The organism is Clostridium beijerinckii HUN142, assembly GCF_000621745.1.
Taxonomy (GTDB): Bacteria; Bacillota; Clostridia; order Clostridiales; family Clostridiaceae; genus Clostridium; species Clostridium beijerinckii_A.
This window is the reverse complement of sequence record NZ_JHXK01000013.1, coordinates 22868-40251: the sequence shown is the minus strand read 5'-3', so window position 1 is coordinate 40251 and position 17384 is coordinate 22868. Positions and strand designations below refer to the sequence as shown.

General features: G+C 29.7%; 22 protein-coding genes. 2 read left to right on the top strand and 20 right to left on the bottom strand.

The genetic code is table 11. The features are described 5' to 3' along the window. The first annotated feature begins 122 nt into the window (after nucleotides 1-122). Both T483_RS0107925 and T483_RS0107920 read left to right on the top strand, forming a co-directional pair. A complete protein-coding gene (locus T483_RS0107925; protein ID WP_026886369.1) occupies nucleotides 123-839 on the top strand; it encodes a DUF434 domain-containing protein in 717 nt (238 codons plus the stop codon). A gap of 121 nt (nucleotides 840-960) precedes the next feature. After that, nucleotides 961-2061, top strand: coding sequence for a hypothetical protein (locus T483_RS0107920; protein WP_026886368.1), 1101 nt, complete (start codon nucleotides 961-963; stop codon nucleotides 2059-2061). 95 nt (nucleotides 2062-2156) lie between these two features. Here the strand turns inward: T483_RS0107920 and T483_RS0107915 are convergent, their stop codons facing one another. From T483_RS0107915 to T483_RS0107820, 20 genes are all read right to left on the bottom strand, one after another. Next, nucleotides 2157-2771, bottom strand: coding sequence for a superoxide dismutase (locus T483_RS0107915; protein WP_026886367.1), 615 nt, complete (start codon nucleotides 2769-2771; stop codon nucleotides 2157-2159). 92 nt (nucleotides 2772-2863) lie between these two features. Then, nucleotides 2864-3847 carry a D-isomer specific 2-hydroxyacid dehydrogenase family protein gene (locus T483_RS0107910; RefSeq protein WP_026886366.1) on the bottom strand — a complete coding sequence of 328 codons (984 nt, stop codon included), beginning with the start codon at nucleotides 3845-3847 and terminating at the stop codon, nucleotides 2864-2866. A 445-nt stretch (nucleotides 3848-4292) separates the two neighbouring features. Further along, entirely contained in the window at nucleotides 4293-5537 is a 1245-nt protein-coding gene (locus T483_RS0107905) for an Nramp family divalent metal transporter (RefSeq protein WP_026886365.1), read from the bottom strand. 260 nt (nucleotides 5538-5797) lie between these two features. Next, on the bottom strand, nucleotides 5798-6595 hold the full coding sequence (locus T483_RS0107900; RefSeq protein ID WP_026886364.1) for a TIGR00266 family protein: 798 nt from the start codon (nucleotides 6593-6595) through the stop codon (nucleotides 5798-5800). A 260-nt stretch (nucleotides 6596-6855) separates the two neighbouring features. Next, on the bottom strand, nucleotides 6856-7161 hold the full coding sequence (locus T483_RS0107895) for a spore coat protein (protein ID WP_017208801.1): 306 nt from the start codon (nucleotides 7159-7161) through the stop codon (nucleotides 6856-6858). A 29-nt stretch (nucleotides 7162-7190) separates the two neighbouring features. Next, complete coding sequence (locus T483_RS0107890) at nucleotides 7191-7409, bottom strand: spore coat protein (protein WP_023976369.1); 219 nt, start codon at nucleotides 7407-7409, stop codon at nucleotides 7191-7193. A 33-nt stretch (nucleotides 7410-7442) separates the two neighbouring features. Continuing rightward, a complete protein-coding gene (locus T483_RS0107885) occupies nucleotides 7443-8579 on the bottom strand; it encodes a zinc-dependent alcohol dehydrogenase (RefSeq protein ID WP_017208799.1) in 1137 nt (378 codons plus the stop codon). A 19-nt stretch (nucleotides 8580-8598) separates the two neighbouring features. Beyond that, a complete protein-coding gene (locus tag T483_RS0107880) occupies nucleotides 8599-8961 on the bottom strand; it encodes a spore coat protein (RefSeq protein ID WP_026886363.1) in 363 nt (120 codons plus the stop codon). Nucleotides 8962-9016: 55 nt separating this feature from the next. Continuing rightward, on the bottom strand, nucleotides 9017-9226 hold the full coding sequence (locus T483_RS0107875; protein ID WP_026886362.1) for a hypothetical protein: 210 nt from the start codon (nucleotides 9224-9226) through the stop codon (nucleotides 9017-9019). Between the two features lie 266 nt (nucleotides 9227-9492). Then, a complete protein-coding gene (locus T483_RS0107870) occupies nucleotides 9493-9696 on the bottom strand; it encodes a hypothetical protein (protein WP_026886361.1) in 204 nt (67 codons plus the stop codon). 809 nt (nucleotides 9697-10505) lie between these two features. Beyond that, nucleotides 10506-10826, bottom strand: coding sequence for a carboxymuconolactone decarboxylase family protein (locus T483_RS0107865; protein ID WP_017208795.1), 321 nt, complete (start codon nucleotides 10824-10826; stop codon nucleotides 10506-10508). A 24-nt stretch (nucleotides 10827-10850) separates the two neighbouring features. Further along, a complete protein-coding gene (locus T483_RS32085; protein ID WP_242841823.1) occupies nucleotides 10851-11546 on the bottom strand; it encodes a glycosyltransferase in 696 nt (231 codons plus the stop codon). Nucleotides 11547-11612: 66 nt separating this feature from the next. Beyond that, nucleotides 11613-12179 carry a hypothetical protein gene (locus tag T483_RS32080; RefSeq protein ID WP_242841822.1) on the bottom strand — a complete coding sequence of 189 codons (567 nt, stop codon included), beginning with the start codon at nucleotides 12177-12179 and terminating at the stop codon, nucleotides 11613-11615. A 30-nt stretch (nucleotides 12180-12209) separates the two neighbouring features. Beyond that, entirely contained in the window at nucleotides 12210-12734 is a 525-nt protein-coding gene (locus T483_RS0107850; protein WP_242841821.1) for a PadR family transcriptional regulator, read from the bottom strand. Between the two features lie 70 nt (nucleotides 12735-12804). Next, nucleotides 12805-13179 carry a nuclear transport factor 2 family protein gene (locus T483_RS0107845; protein ID WP_026886358.1) on the bottom strand — a complete coding sequence of 125 codons (375 nt, stop codon included), beginning with the start codon at nucleotides 13177-13179 and terminating at the stop codon, nucleotides 12805-12807. Further along, the gene (locus T483_RS0107840; protein WP_026886357.1) at nucleotides 13179-13595 is read right to left on the bottom strand and encodes a hypothetical protein; all 417 of its coding nucleotides are present in this window, start codon (nucleotides 13593-13595) and stop codon (nucleotides 13179-13181) included. The genes T483_RS0107845 and T483_RS0107840 overlap by 1 nt, the downstream gene beginning before the upstream one ends. A 14-nt stretch (nucleotides 13596-13609) precedes the next feature. Further along, complete coding sequence (locus T483_RS32075) at nucleotides 13610-13948, bottom strand: TfoX/Sxy family protein (RefSeq protein WP_026886356.1); 339 nt, start codon at nucleotides 13946-13948, stop codon at nucleotides 13610-13612. Between the two features lie 404 nt (nucleotides 13949-14352). Further along, on the bottom strand, nucleotides 14353-15447 hold the full coding sequence (locus T483_RS0107830) for a GGDEF domain-containing protein (protein WP_026886355.1): 1095 nt from the start codon (nucleotides 15445-15447) through the stop codon (nucleotides 14353-14355). Nucleotides 15448-16171: 724 nt separating this feature from the next. Further along, nucleotides 16172-16426 (bottom strand): hypothetical protein, encoded by a 255-nt coding sequence (locus T483_RS0107825; RefSeq protein WP_155268459.1) that lies wholly within the window; start codon nucleotides 16424-16426, stop codon nucleotides 16172-16174. Nucleotides 16427-16876: 450 nt separating this feature from the next. Continuing rightward, nucleotides 16877-17080 (bottom strand): hypothetical protein, encoded by a 204-nt coding sequence (locus T483_RS0107820; protein ID WP_026886353.1) that lies wholly within the window; start codon nucleotides 17078-17080, stop codon nucleotides 16877-16879. Nucleotides 17081-17384 lie beyond the last annotated feature (304 nt).

The following is a 17384-nucleotide window of genomic DNA, read 5'->3' as shown; positions in this document are numbered from 1 at the left end:
CGATTGTGTGATATACAACTTATTTGTATTATTTTCACATAAATATGTTATAATTCAAGATATATTTATGATAATCTTAGGAATTATATAGATATAAATACCACTTTAGGAGGCATATTTATATGACACAAATAATTCGAAGAGGCTTTATTCCATCTGATAAGATTGAATTTGACGAGAAGAACTTAACATTATTGAAAAAAGCTCAAAAAGATATCTGCTACTTAATAAATCATGGATATGGTATAGATAAAAGTGTTGAGTTTGTTGGAAATCATTTTTTATTTTCTACCAGGCAAAGATTAGCATTAAAAAGAAGCATATCTTCTTATAAAGATATTACTAGCAGGCAGAAGCGTAAAATATTAGATAAATATGAAAATAGCACACTACATATTGATGGTCTTAATATAATTATTACTCTTGAAGTAGCCTTGTCAAACTCAACACTCATTAAATGTATGGATGGAACATTCCGCGATTTAGCTGGACTTCGAGGAACATATAAGTTAATTGACAAAACAGATATAGCAATAGATTTGATTGGTAAAAGATTAGATAAAATGAAGATACAAAAGGCCATTTTTTATCTTGACTCCCCTGTTTCTAATACAGGAAGATTGAAATTAAGAATATTAGAAATTCTAGATAGATATAACTTTGATATAGAAGTTCTTCTTATTCCAAATGCAGATGTTATCCTAAATAAATTGGATCATGTTGTAACTAGCGATGGCATAATCCTTAATACATGCGAAAGTTGGATAAACCTAGCATATGAAATTGTTAAAGAAGACTTACCTAATACGTCTTATATTGATTTTGAAATTAGCTACTAGTATATTTAGAACAAATATCAAATTATATAAAAATATAAGCATTATATTAAAGTAAATTATAACAATCTACAACTCTTATGAATATATTATCTATAACTAATTTCCGAGGAGTAAAATATAAATGCTAATTGATAATGAGTTCACTAGTGAAGATACTGTGGACTTCGAAAACTTTGATAAATTTGAATTTTCACCAATTTTAGATGAATCTTTTGAAAAAAAGCGTGCACCTTTCACACCAAATAACGGAGGTTTTCCTCCACTAGACAACTATCCACCTAATTTTAATTTCAATCCTCCTAATTTTGATTATGACACTTCTCCAAATTTTAATTATCCTGGCGGTGGAGTATTTAATCCTCCTGGAGCACCAAAATCTCCACCACCTAATTACATTCCACGAAAAAATGATTCTGGAGTTCAAAAAATTGGAGTTAGTGGAGGAGTAAATGCTAAAGCCGTTAGTTCTAACTCTATAAGATTTTGTCTTTATAAATACACATATATCTGGGAGGAAAATGGAACAAACTATTGGGCTTTCTTATTAAGTGTTAATAGACGTACAGTATCTGGTTTTAGATGGTTCCGTAGAAATTGGGTATATTTCGGATTAGATTTAAGAAGGATAGATTCTTTCATATGCTACAGATCTGATTCAGAGACAGAAGAGAAATGTAATGATTGTATGAATCTAAATAGAAGCGATAAAACATTATTTCTAAATAATCAAAAAGAATATTCACTAAATGGAAGCAAGGATATTTATACTAAAACCTTAGCTTCAATAGATATACCTGATATTAAAGAAGATGTTATGAATAAAACAGTAGGCTATATAGATGACAACGAAATTACTAGTGAAATACCTTGTGTAAAAGCTAGAAACATTTGTTATAGAATTAACTTAGAAGTAGCTTACCCAAGCGAGTATGATATAAACTTAAAAAGAAATATAAACGAATTGGTAGAAGAAGCAGGTAATGATGCATATAAAATTGCTGGATTAACCAGAAACATCGACAGTGATTCTAATCCACTTGAAACTTTCAATTTATCTGCTAAATCAATTCCTGATGCTCTTAGGGCTTTCTCTGATTCCTTTAGCAGTAAACTTAACCTTTTAGATCCCGCTCTAAACCCTGAAGACATCACCTACTGCGTAAGGAGTGAAAAGATTTATAACAATTGGAAACCTTATTTTTACAATGATTCATTATATTAGAAGATAGCTTTTATGCATTTCTGACAATTGATTAAAAAATAAGACTAGAGAAATTCTTCAACTTCTCTAGTCTTATTTTCTATTATTAAAAGCATTTAAATTGTATAATTTAAATATAATCCTTCAACTTTTTCCCAATCTATTAAATTCCATATGTTTTTTACATAATCTGCCCTTAAATTCTTATACTTTAGATAGTAAGCATGTTCCCATACATCTATAGTCAGAATTGGAACAAATCCATTCATAGCAGGTGAATTTTGATTTAGTGTATTTCTTACCGATAATTTTCCATCTTTATCTTTAACTAAGAAACCATACCCAGATCCAAATTGACCTATAGCAGCATTACTTACTTCGGTTTTTAGAGTATCTAAATCTCCAAATGTATTATATATTTCTTCTAATAACTTTCCCTCTGGAGCTTTCTTTGGAGTTGGTGAAAGAAGTGCAAAATATAAATTATGATTTGATACTCCCCCACCTTGATCTATTACTCCTTGCCTAATTTCTTCTGGCAATTCATTCACACTTGCTAGCAATTGATCTAAAGATTTTCCCTCTGTATACTGTTCATAGCCTTTTATAAGTGAATTTAAGTTGTCTACGTATTTTTGAAGATGCTTACTATAATGTGTTTCAACTGTTTCTGCATCTATATATGGTTCTAATGCATCAAATGCATATGGTAATTGGATTTTATCAAACATATTTCATCTCTCCTTAGTATTTTATTAATTTGAAATATTAATAGTTTTAGCAAGAAAAAATGATTTATGTATTGTAACTTATATTTATAATATTATATATCTGTCTCCCATGGGTTCTCTTTATTTTCTGAGAATAATATGCAACTTTTTATTGAATTTTCAATCATATCACTTACTGCTTGATCTGTATAAAAGCCTGCATGAGGTGTTATTATTACATTAGGAAAAGAATTCAAAACCGCTAAATTCCTGTTCTTTAACGTCTCGCCCTTTAGATCACTATAATAAATATTAGATTCCTGTTCAATTACATCCAAAGCAGCTCCACCTATCTTTTTACTTTCAATGCCTTGTATTAAATCATTTGTATTAATTAATGAACCACGAGCAGTATTAACAATAAAAACTCCGTTTTTCATTAGTTTAATAGCTTTCTTATTAATTATATGATAATTCTCCTCGGTAGCGGGCATATGCAGAGTTATAATATCACTATCTTTAAGTAAATTGTCCAACTTTACATATTCAGCATTTGATTTCACTTCATCATTTTCATAAATATCATGTGCCAATATTTTGCAACCAAAACCACTTAAATGATTGATAACAGTCCTTCCTATTTTTCCTGTACCTATAACACCTATTGTCAAATTAGGTAATTCCTTACCTTGAATACCCCTTAAAGAAAAGTCTTGTACATTACTTCTTTCCATTATAAGTTTGATTTTTCTAACTGCCATTAATATTAGCATTATAGTATAATCTGCTACACTATTTGGCGAATAAGTTACATTTCCCACACGAATACCAAGTTCCTTGGCTTTTTTCAAGTCTATATGGTCATATCCTATAGTCCTTGTTGAGATAAATTTAACACCTAACTCATGAAATTTTTTAACTAATTCCGAATTTATATTTGTTGTAATTATACTGATACAATCAAAACCTTTTGCAAGATGTGCTGTTTCTAAATTTGGTTCCTCATTACATAAAACAACTTCAACATTATACTTTTTACTAAATTCCTTAAAATACTGTGTTTCATCGCGCCTATGACTATATGCTAAAATTTTCATTTAATATCAGTTCCTTTCAGAAATTATTATTTCTACAATATTTATTTAATTCTAATTTTACCATACTTTTTAACTTAATTTCCAAATTATTCATAAACTTATCATATCTCTAATACAGCAAGCTAATTATAAAATTCCTAGAGAAGAACAAAATCGCAAGCGACCGTGAAGCCGGAGATTTTTTCACGCATCTGCCTTTTCGAACGCATGTGAGAAAAATCTGCACATCAGAAATGGCAGCTATGCTACATATAAGAACATTTTATGCAGGCGAATAAGATTTCTTTTTTATTCTTTTTAAAATATAAAAACTAGTCAATCAACCTTTTTTAAGTTATACCCTCAAGCAGTACCTCATCCACAGATTTTATTAGAATATAAATTTCTAAAGAATAAAAAAAGGGAGCACAACTGCCCCTCTTACAATTTTGAACTACTATATTTCTTAAAATGAACTTATCAATAGCATGACATTTAAAATAGTAACTATTCCTGCAATACTCCATAAAACAATCTTTTCTAATGTAGTGTTTTTATATTTTCCCATTACTTCTTTTGATGATGTTAAATATATTTGTGTAAAAATTGTTATTGGTAATTGTATACTTAATAGCATTTGGGAATAAAGTAAGCCCTCAAATGGATTGCTAACAAAAAATATAATAACTAAAGCAACCAATATAGTTATTAATACTCCGATCTTACTGCTTTTACTGTTTATATCATATTCTTCTCCAAATAAACCAGCGAATATTGATCCTCCAGCCATACCAGCTGTAACTGATGATGCTAATCCAGCAAAAAGCAATGCTATAGCAAATATTATCGAAGCTGAATTTCCAAGCAATGGTTTTAACATTGTTTGAGCTTGTTCAAGTTCGGTAACCTGAACATTATTATTATAAAATGTTATTGCAACTAAAATCATAGCACTATTTATTATAAATCCAATTATCATTGATAACATTGTATCCATAAATTCATACTTTAATTGTCTCTCTAATATGGATTTATCTTTTAAATTCCACTTTCTACTCTGGATTACCTCAGAATGTAAAAATAAATTGTGTGGCATAACTACAGCCCCCAATACACTCATTATTATTGGTAGGGAATTTACTGGAATACTAGGTACAACTGCACTACGTATTGCTTCTCCCCAATTTATATTCACCAAGAAAGTTTCAAATATAAATGATATTCCTATAATTGATACGAATCCAATTATTACTTTTTCTATTTTCTTATATGAATTGGAAAATAGCATAAATATAATTACTAACGCAGAAATTAATGCACCTAATTTTAGTGGAATATTAAATAACATGTCCAAAGCTATCGCTGCTCCTAATACTTCTGCCATAGCAGTACTCACTGCTGCTAACATTGCTGTTATTGTAATTACTCGTCCTAAAAATTTATTTATATGTTTATTAATTGCTTCCGAAATACATAATCCTGTTACTATTCCTAAATGAGCAGCATTATGTTGTAATATTATTAGCATTATTGTTGATAGAGTAACAATCCAAAGCAGTTTATAACCATAATTAGATCCGGCTGCAATGTTTGATACCCAATTTCCTGGATCTATAAAACCTACTGTAACTAAAATTCCTGGTCCAATATATTTTAATAGATCTTTTCCGATTAATTTATTTTTAGTTAGATCTTTATTTTTCTCATTCATATATAGATCCACTCCTTTCTTCTACTTATTATATGATAATGATTATCAACTGTAAATACCTTTTATTTTCTTTAATATATAACTTATTATTGCTTACCCAATTTATCCCTTCTTAATTATAATATATAAAGATATAGTTTTTAACCCTAATCGGTGACAAACTTCTAATTGTTTTAATAAAAAAATAACATAAGTTATTGAAATATCAATAATCTATGTTATTCCTATCATATATAAATTAGTACAAATCTATTTTTCTTCTAATTATCTCCATCTAAAATATTCCCAAGCATCCCCAGAACACCGCCTTCTTCTCTATTTTTTCCACCAGAAGTTGGAGCCGCCGCAAATACACGTTCTGCAAGTCTACTAAATGGTAAACTTTGAACCCATATCTTTCCTGGTCCCATTACAGTTGCAAAGAATACACCTTCTCCACCAAATAGCGTATTCTTAATTCCCCCCACAAATTGTATATCATAATGCACATCTTTAGTCATAGCAACTAAACACCCAGTATCTATTTTTAATGTTTCTCCAGGCAATAAATTTCTTTCAACTATCGCACCACACGCATGTACAAAGGCTAATCCATCACCTTCTAATTTTTCGAGTATGAAACCTTCACCACCAAAAAAACCTACACTTAGCTTTTTTCTAAAATCTATCCCTACAGATACACCTTTAGCTGCACATAAAAAAGCGTCTTTTTGACATATTAATTTTCCACCCAATAAACTTAAATCCATAGGAATTATTTTTCCTGGATAAGGTGCAGCAAAATACACTTTTTCTTTTAATGCTCCCGAATTTGTGAATGCAGTCATAAACAAACTTTCTCCAGTAAGCACTCTTTTTCCTGCAGAAAAAATTTTATTCATAAAACTGCTGCTACCTTGCTTAGACCCATCTCCAAATATAGTTTCCATTTGTATATTAGGATCCATCATCATCATCGCTCCAGCCTCTGCTATTACAGTTTCTGTAGGATCAAGCTCGATTTCTACATATTGTATATCGTCACCTTTTACCTTATAGTCAATCTCATGCGAATACATCAGTTGTACTCCCCCTTATTGCTAAAATTTTAATTTTCTTAATCAACTTTTTATTGATTATTTATAATAAATTTATCATTCTGTAACATTTCTGTAACATAAATCTATTATAATAATATTTGTAAAGTAGTTAAAGCATTATTATTAACCCTAATTTAAAAATACTTATAAATAGTATTTTAGAATGGCTTATTCCCCTAAATAAGTCATTCTTTTTTTCTATCATATTTTATTATATTGAGTCAAATATGTTCTCTGAATCACTTTAAATTCTTTGTAAGACCTAAAGTTGTATCTGTTGTTTCCATATCTACCTTATACTGCTCTCCTAAATCATAAGCATTGTAATAACCTTTCTCCATCATGTAATTTGATATTTTTTCATGAGTTTGAATTGCATCTTGTAATTGCTTCTTTAATATAGCTCTAACTTCTAATGAAGTTGATTCTGTTATCGCAACTGCATAATTTTGTACTCCGCTCTTGGCCGAAATTAAAAAGTCAGTAGCTATAACTTGATCAGTCATTTTACTCATTCCTGTAAGACTTTCTATTAATCCATTCATAATTCCGTCTCCTTTCTAAAATATAGTATTTATTCTTCTGAAGATGCAATATTAGATTTTTCCATAAGACTTCTCAACTCTTCAATATGTTTTTCTGATACAGATACCTCTTGTTTCAATATTGATTTTAATTCTTCATCAGAAACTAATGGTGACATAGTAAGCGCTTTAGTTAAACATGTATTTTTGAATGTTAATATTTCATGCAACTGCATAGTTTCATTTGGTGCAATACTTTGATCATTCATATTTTTTTACCCTCCTTAATAAATAAACTTTTCCTATGGCTTTAGAACAACTTTAATACATCCGTCAGTTTTTGTATCAAATACTTCATATCCATATGGCGCTTGATCAAGGGGCAATCTGTGAGTAATAATATCACTTGGATCTACTTTTCCTTCAGCAAGTAATTTATAAAGTGTTGGCATATATGGAATAACTGGAGCTTGACCTGTTCTTATATTAATATTACGATTCATTATATCTCCAAAAGGAAATGCATTATACCTTCCTCCATAAACTCCAGTAACTTGAATCATTCCGCCTTTTCTTACTGCCTGAGTAGCTATAACAAATCCACCTAATGATCCGCTTTGAAGTTTTAAACCTGATCCTAAAAACTCCATTGGTGTCATTTTTCCATCCATTCCAACACAGTCTATTACTACATCTGCTCCACCATGAGTGATTTCTCTTAGATATTCCCCTGTATTCTCATGTTGTTCGAAATTAACAGTTTCAACTTTATTATGTCTCCTTGCATGCTCTAACCTATAATCGATATAGTCAACTGCTATTACCCTCTCTGCACCGTGCATCCAGCAGAACTTTTGTGCTAATAGTCCTACAGGCCCACAACCTAATACAATAACAGTATTACCTTTCTTAACCCCAGCATTTTCTACGCTCCAATAAGCAGTTCCCATTGCATCTGACATCAATAATAATTTTTCATCCTCTACTTCACAATCTTCTGGAATTTTGAAAGGAGTAAAATTAGCATAAGGCACTCTCATATACTCTGCCTGGCCTCCTGGATATCCTCCAAATGTATCTGAATATCCAAAAAATCCTCCATTTTCTCCATTAGGATTTGAATTATCACACATACATGTTAAATCATGTTTACAATAAAAACACTCTCCACAACTTACATTAAAAGGCACTATTACTCTATCACCTTTTTTTAATTTCGTAACTTCTGGTCCTACCTCTTCAACAATCCCCATGGGTTCATGTCCTATGATATAATCTTGTGGTAAGTTTGGAACCATATCATGAATTAAGTGCAAATCAGAACCACATATCGCTGTACTTGTAAGCTTAACAATAATATCATCAGCTTTTTGGATTTTAGGATCTTTAACTTCTTTAACTTTTACATTCTTTATTCCTTGAAATGTTACAGCCTTCATTAAACAATTACCTCCTTTATTATTTTTCTAGTGTTGCAAACATACCACTTCTACTTGTATCTCCAGGAAATAAATCTAAACTAGCAATTTGAGATATTGTTGTAGATGATTCAATATCCATTTGAAATTGCTTTTCTAAATTTGTAGGGTGGAACCAACCTTTTTCTACCATAAGATTTGATATTTCTTCATGCATAAGAATTGCGTCATTTAGCTGATTCTTTAAAACAGTTCTAACTTCTGGAGTTGTCGCCTCAGTCAATGCAATCGCACAATTTCTCACACCACTTTTTGCATTTAATAAAAAGCCTAGAGACATATTTGCATCCACAAGTTTAGGCATCCCCTCTGCATTTCTTATTTCTAAATAATCATTAATCATAATTTTCCCTCCTTTGTTTTCTATCATTTTTCCAAACGATGTATATGTGAAATTTTCATCTTATTTTAGGAGCTTTTTTCAATAAATTTTGTAAGTTACTTATTGCTGTTATAGATTGTTGTACATCCTTCTCTAATAACGCCTTGAGATCTTGATCAAATACTACACCTTCCATCATTTTTGATGTGGTCATGCATATAGTTTTGAAGTTTAACATTTCATGAACTTGCATTGTCTCATTTGGTGCCAGATGTTTTTGTTCCATAAATTCACCTCCTAACTTCCTTCTAATAAATTTATTCTTCCACACGCAACTTTTAGTTATACAATTAACTAAACAAAATAGATACAATCAAGGAGAACACTCATAAAGCTACTAACGCTAAATACCCCTATAGGATAAAATTTAATTTTCTATCCTATAGGGGTAAAAATCATTCTCTTATGTTATTTAAGTCCCTTTATTATAATACTCATATACCAAAATAAATTCTTTATATAAAATTAATTAAAATGCTTAACCTTATACTTTTACAAAGAACACTCAATTTTTATATACGTATTATCCACAATTTGATAATTTAATTTTGATTTTAAATTTTTAACTGCAGATAACTTCTCAATATAATCAATATCAGATAAAGTTATATCTTTCAATCCTGCGATAAATTCAACCTCAGAATTTCTCTTCAATTTATCATTTATAACTTCCTTAAGTTCATTGTTTATATTCATAAAATACCCACACTCCTCATCTACATAATAACTATTCTCTATACATAACATAGATATATGATAGCATATTTTGTTGAATTATGCAATTTATTCACTATTTTCCTTTTATTTAAATTGAGTATTCTATTACTTAATCTTCTAATAATTTTAATAAAAATCTTTTTTTAATTGACATAATATTGCCACAATTATCCTTTATTATAATATTATAAACAATTTATATTAATTGTTCTCCTATTAAATAAATATACAACAACTCAGTATTCAGGATAACTTGATTCCCTTAAACAAGTTATCCTTTTTATTATTTATTAATATATTTAACTCATATAAAACTAATAATTCTAATAAAATTGTATGACACTTTAAGCCCATAGCAAATTTTGTAACTTTTCATATCTAAGTCACTCTATATTCATATAGTAAGTTAAATATTTGACAATCATATAATTCAATATCAAAAAAAGGCTTAAGTATTAACTACTTAGCCTTTTTTGGTGATTACCATCTCTCACAAACCATATTTTTTATACCCTATTTTTATACCCACTTATATTCTACCATATTCCAACATAATTTCACTTATTTTCGTAATACATTTTCATCTATATATTGATGTTTTATAACAAAATACATCAATATATCTGTAATTTTATGTCGTTTAAAATCATTATTAATCTAAATTTACATAAAATATTCGTTAAAAAATTATCTATTTGTTTGTAATATTTTATAAATATTATTATTTTAATATAATATTATTTTATTCTATAAAAATAATACCTAAAACTAAAATAAATTCTCCATATTTATTCACCATCATACGCATTAATTGCTATTGGTAATGATTGAATTACTATATTACCTACGGCTGGCAATCCTATTAAAACAGCACTTATTATTTCTTCTCTTGTTGCTCCAAGAGATTTTGCATGTTTAACATGAAAAGGCAGACCGCCTTCAAGTCTTGAAGAAGCTAAAACTGCAATATATGCAAGTTCCTCTGTTTTTGAATCAAGTTTACTTACTGAATCTAATTTTTGAACTGTCTCCATCCATATCTCTTGATACTCCGGCGCCTCTTTCATAAAAGTTTTAAATGCATTACTAACTGATGACACATCACTCATTCTCTTATCCTCCAATCATTTTTGTTAATTTAACTTATTAAGTATATAATCCCATATGGCAAGTGCTGAATTTTTCTTACCATCTGAGGATTCCAACAATTTTTTTAATGTATTTATATTTTCCTTATAGGAAGTGTCTTTAATTATATTTCTTATAGCCAATTGTATGTTTGGTGCATTCCATCTATGAATTGGTATTCTTATTGCTGCACCTTTCATTACTACATTATCAAGATTTATCTGCTGCTCTGGCTGCATTGCAAATCCAACAATAGGAGTACCACTTGCAATAGCAGTTTGAACTGTTCCTTGGCCACCATGAGACACAACCACATCTGCAAGTTCATTTACTAAAGGTGCTGGTACAAATTCATCTGTAATATAAACATTAGGGCTATTTCCCGCACATTCGATTGCTTCCTTAATTTGACATACAGCTTTAGGTGCCAAAATCACAGCACTCCATTCTTTTCCTATTCCTTGGGTGAGAGCTTTTATTGCTTCAAATAAATATTCCTTTTTTCCAGAACTTCCAAACGTACAGAAAACTTTAAGTTTTTTACTCTCTGAATTAAAAATTCTTAAAATATTTTCATCTATTTTTGAATTATTTGATGCTGGTGCATATAATGGCCCTACAACTTTAAAATTATCAGGAAGTTTATGCTCTTTATTAAATTCTTCAAAATCATTTATTATCGTTAAATCCGCCTCAAGCATATCGAACACTGTTTTAACTGGACTTCCATTCCACTGAAATTCTTCAAGTGCTTTGATAATATTAGTTTAAACAAAAGCTGGTACTTTTAACTTTACTGCTTTAGGAATTAATTTCATAATCCCTTTTCGAAAGTTTAAAGGAAGGTACGTCAGAGGTTTAATATTGTCTGGTGCATGTTTCATTAACGTAGTAAGATATACATCCTTGTGCATAGGTGTAGGCATATAACAAATTCCTGGTATTGGCTTGTCAACCATTCTTCTTGCAAGGCCTGCTATAGGGTTGAATCCATAGATAACAATATCTGGTTTTAAGTCATCAAAAGCCTCTATCTCCCCTTTTAACAATTCACATGCAAGTTTTACATTTCCTATTATATTACTGCCTTTAGTTTTAAAATCCTCACGAAATTCTATCCCTGGAAGTGATGGCGAACATTTGTGAATCTTAAATCCATTTGAAATTACTTTATCCTCAAAAACACTCCCTGTAGATAAAAAAGTTATATCTACTTCACAATCTTCTGGGCAAAAACTTCTGATCCCATCTGCTATTTCTATTGCGCGTGTTACTTCTCCAGCATCTGAAATTACGCTTGAAAAAACAATTCGTAAAACTTTTTTATTCCCCATATAAATACCTCCACTATAACATAGCTTTGCCTAAAAATTTTCATTAATAAAGTTTTCAATCCAAGAAATTTCAGTATATATAAATGCTATTGGTCTTTCAAACAATGCTTTTATATGTGATCGCTCCTTTGCTGTAGGATGCTGATCATATCTTTTAATTAAAAATTCTTTTCTATCTTTTAAATTTTCCTTATGGTTAATTAAAGCTTTATTCAATTCTTCCTTTGTTAATAAATAAGAAAATAATAAACCTATATCAAATTCACTGGGGTCAGTCTTATACTCGCTTATCATTTTTATAATTTGATTCCTAATAATTACTTTAGTTTCTTCTTTTATGAAATACACTTTTCTCTTCGGTGAACCATATTCCTTTTCATATCTAGAACCAATATAACCTTTCTTCTCAAGTTTATTCAAAGAATTATAAATTGACGAAAATCCAATATCGGTCCACCCTCTCATATTCCTTTGTTCTATTACAGTTTCAAATTCGTATCCATAATAATCTTTATCATATAAGAGCGATAAAAGTATCACTTCAATTTGTGTCATGTTCATTACACCTACCTATTCTATTACTAGAATAGCATTTCAGGAAGAATGTGTCAATATAAACTATAATTTAATTATTATAAGGATAATAATGTGGAATTTTAGATTGGAATTCTTTTAAGCTTACGATATAATTATCACCATCGAATTCAATAAGCGATACTCCATCAAATTCTTCAATTTCTCCATCATATCTACATTTAAAATACCACTCAACTACTGATATATTTCCCTGATGAATAAACTGCTTTATATCCCAAACCAATACTTTTCCACGTTTATTCCATTCTTTAAACCATGTTGTAACTGTATCTATTCCATGATATTCAGGACCATAACATTCGCTATAAGTTACATTTAAATCAAAAACATCTTTTAATACTGAACAATTATTATCTAACCAAGATTTAAAATATTTTTCAATTATTTGTTCTCTAATATTCATTACTCACCCAGCTTCTTTCTTAAATCTGAAATATAAGTATTTTGTATTTTCTTTAAATCCATAAAGAGATATGAAATCATCCTAATAATAGGATTTTTAATAAAGAGATTCTCTTTAAATACTATTTTAGTTCCACCATTTTCTGTTTCTGAAAAACTACCTTTCCAAAACCCAGTAAACATTTTATTTTCCATATTAAAAGCATACTCACTATATTCATCCTTCTTGGATATAATAAACTTTGTAGCACTCCCGTTATGAGTGTATTCAACAAATTCTTTCCCATTATTATAAATTTCAATTCTTTCGATATCACTACGCCAACTATATTCATTATTATTTGTTACTATATCCCAAACTGATTTTATATTAGAATTAAATTCTGCTGTTATTTCTGCTACTCTCGCCTTTCCCAAAGTCTTCCCCCCTATTATTTTCTTCCCGTCATTAAAAATAAAGAATACTTCACTCTATTTTCCCCTACAAGTTTTTCGCCATTATAAAAAGTATTTGACTCTATTTCTTTAAACTCCATTTCTGACAACAAATTTTTAAGATTATTTCGATTAAATCCATTGTGACCATTGAAGTCATTTTCTTCTTTATGGAAACTCCCATCCTCTTCAAAGAATTGATTGTCACATATTAATCCTATTATTTTTTTATTACAATAAATTCCGTAATCTCCAAACATCTTTCTATACGTTATGCTCCCGGCACCACTTATCTGTTCACATACATATTCTACAAATTCTATATTTGAAGCCATTTTCTTTCCTCCTATTAACCTAACTTTACAACATCGCTACTTCTTATATAATAGCAACCTATAAATATACCTTTTATGTATAATTTTAGCATAAGTAATAATCTAAAAGATAGTTAATATTTAAAAATGATTTTTAAACTTCATCTCTAACCCGCATGTTTACTATAAATATTTATATATGTATATATTTTTCTTTAAATCTATGTTCCTAGGTAAATAGATTTATATAAATAAATTTACCTAGGAACATAGATACATATTTTCATTTATTTTATCACTCCTATAGTTCATTTTTAGTCTTTTCACAAAATCATTACTAAAAATAGCACACGCATATTCAATAAATTTTTTATCAAGAAATATGATGTGTGCTATGTATTATTTTAAATATATAACTTTTTTATTTAAATTTTATCACATATGTCGGCTGAACATACTTTATCTCTTCCAGTTTGCTTTGCTTTATATAAAGAGTCATCTGCTTGTCTTAATAATGTTTCAATGTTGTCTGTTAATTCTGGGTAAGCAGACACACCTACAGAAACAGTAATTCTTATCTTTCTACCGTCACCAATTTCAAACTCATGCTTCTTTACTTCATCACATATCCTTTTTCCTATATCCATCGCCCGCTCTTTAGAACAGTCAATTAATAAGATACAAAATTCTTCTCCTCCAACTCTTGACACTGCATCGAATACTCTACAAGTATTTTTTAAAATAACAGCTAGCTCTCTTAGTACTATATCACCAACTGCATGACCGTATGTATCATTAACATACTTAAAATGATCTATATCAACCATTAAACACGATAACTTTTCATTCTTTTCTTTTGCACTTGTAACACTTTTATTAAATATCAAATCAAATTGTCTTGTATTATTTAATCCAGTCAAAAAATCTTTAGTAGCCTCATTTTTATATCTCCTATACAATTCATTTGACGACTTAACATATTTTAACAAATAATAAGCTAATATAGCTGCAATTGCCGACATAATCAAATACGCCAAGAGTATCTTAAATACATCACCAACATTAAACAACAAGTAATAATATGTACTAATCATCGAAAATATACTAAGTAAGTATATCGCTAACCACTTTTTAACCATGTTTAGCTTCAATTTACCAGTTATGAAATACGATAATAATAATATTAATATTTGATAGCCTGCTACTATTGATGATTGATTGATTCCAAAATATAAAATTCTAAATAGGACTATACTTATTCCTGTAACTAATGAAGGTAGAAGTCCACCAATATAATATATTAACATTAATGCTATAACTCTTAAATCCACCAGAGTTTTTGTACTTTCAATATTTATTGTGTACATCATCATTCCTATTGCGAGAATTCCGCCACCTAAACCAAGTAAAACCTTTGCAAAAATTTTAGAACTGCATTCAATGGGCGCATCCTTTGATAAATGTCCACCTAAAAATATTGCCGATATCAAAAGAAGTATATTAATAAAAAAATTACTCATTGTTCCCACCTCCAATTCTATTTATTAATTTAAATATATACAAATAATAATTATTATTTAAAATTTATTATTACAATTATACCACTAACTACCTTTTATGACAAATAATTTTTTCCTAAACTCAAAGCCCAATGCAAAGCAAATTATTAGTCTTGCATTGGGCTTGTATTATACATTAATCTCTACTTTGAAAAGTTATTTTTCAAATTTATTACCTTCTATTTTTTAGTTGAATACATATTAAAATGATTTGCTTATCTCGTTACCTACCTTCAATATATAATTTTCATTTAGACTTTTAAATATTCTACATCCATTCTTTTATAATATCTCTTACAATATATCTGGCCTTTTTAAATTTTTATTTTTCTTCCTTTAAACTCATCTTCAAGAAATTCATATTCATTATCTATAGCAATTAAATTATTTTTTGAGTATGATTTTTCAATAATCTCATATAATTTTTTTGAATAGATGTCAATATATAAATTTCCATATTGACATATCCAAAACTCACTTTTTTGTTTCTCGCAAATTCAATAAATATAAGATAACGAAGCATTACATCTTCCCAACCAAACAGTGTTCCCTCATAAAAAATCCACGATGCAAAAAAGCCCCGTATCAAGCCATTTCTGACCTAATACGGGGCGTATGCCATATCTATTTTTCCCGAACTTTTTTATGAGTTTGGGGCTTTAAATGCTAGATTGGAAACTTTATTTTAACTATGTAGCCAATGTTCCTTAATAAAAAACTCCTGAACGCTCCCAATCCCCTTCACTCCCTTATTCCTTCTACCTTTATCCCCTTTTTCCTCTTTCTTCCTTAATAATAAAGTCCTGAACGAAAATAGCCACTTTTTTCTGGTTATCCACAAGCTCCGTGATAATAAAGTTCTGAACGATCTTCTTTCTTTTTTCCCTCTTCTTTTTCGGAATTTTTTCCTCTTTTCTTCTTCTTTTTCCTGGATATTCATAGTTGGGTGATTTGCTTTAAGGTGTGTGATTTCAATATGTTGAGTTAGGTCGCCAAGGCGTAGCGAGGGTAATGTTTTAAGATTTGGTGGTTGAATTTTGGTGGGCAAAAAAGCCCAATGCTTGGTTAAAATTTAACCTTTCATTGGGCTTATATTCAGAACTTTTTTATTTCGTTCAGTTCTTTTTTATTAAGGAACAGCCAAATGTTCCCTCATAAAAAATCTCCCAACCTCCTCCACACCCTCTCAACCCTCACTCCCACTCACCTCCCACCCTTTTACCAGTTCATCCCTCATAATAAAGTCCGCCAAGCCAAAATCGCCCTTTTTTCCGACTTATGAACAGGTTAAAATTCAGATAACATGCCAGAATCATAATATAGTTCCCCAAAACAAACACGCTAAAAAGCCCCGTATTAAGCCATTCTGACCTAATACGGGGCGTATGCCCTATCTATTTTTCCCGAACTTTTTTATGAGTTTGGGGATTTTGAATGATAGATTGGGATGTTTTTTATTATAATACACCAAATGTTCCTTAATAAAAAACTTCTGAACGCCCCCAATCCCCTTCAATTCCTTATTCCATCTACCTTCATCCCCTTTTTCCTCTTTCTTCCTTAATAATAATGTCCTGAACGGAAATCCCCTCATTTTTCTGGTTATCCACAGCCCTCATGATAATAAAGTTCTGAATGATTTTCTTTTTTTTCCCCTCTTCTTTTTCGAGATTTTTTCTTCTTTTCTTCTTCTTTTTTCTGGATATTTACAGCTGGGTGATTTGCTTTAAGGTGTGTGATTGCAATATGTTGTGTTAGGTCGCCAAGGCGTAGCGAGGGTGTGCAACATGATTTTGTAGTTGTATTTTTGGGGACGAAAAAAGCCCAATGCTTGGTTAAAATTTAACCTTACATTGGGCTTGTATTCAGAACATTTTTATTATGTTCAGTTCTTTTTT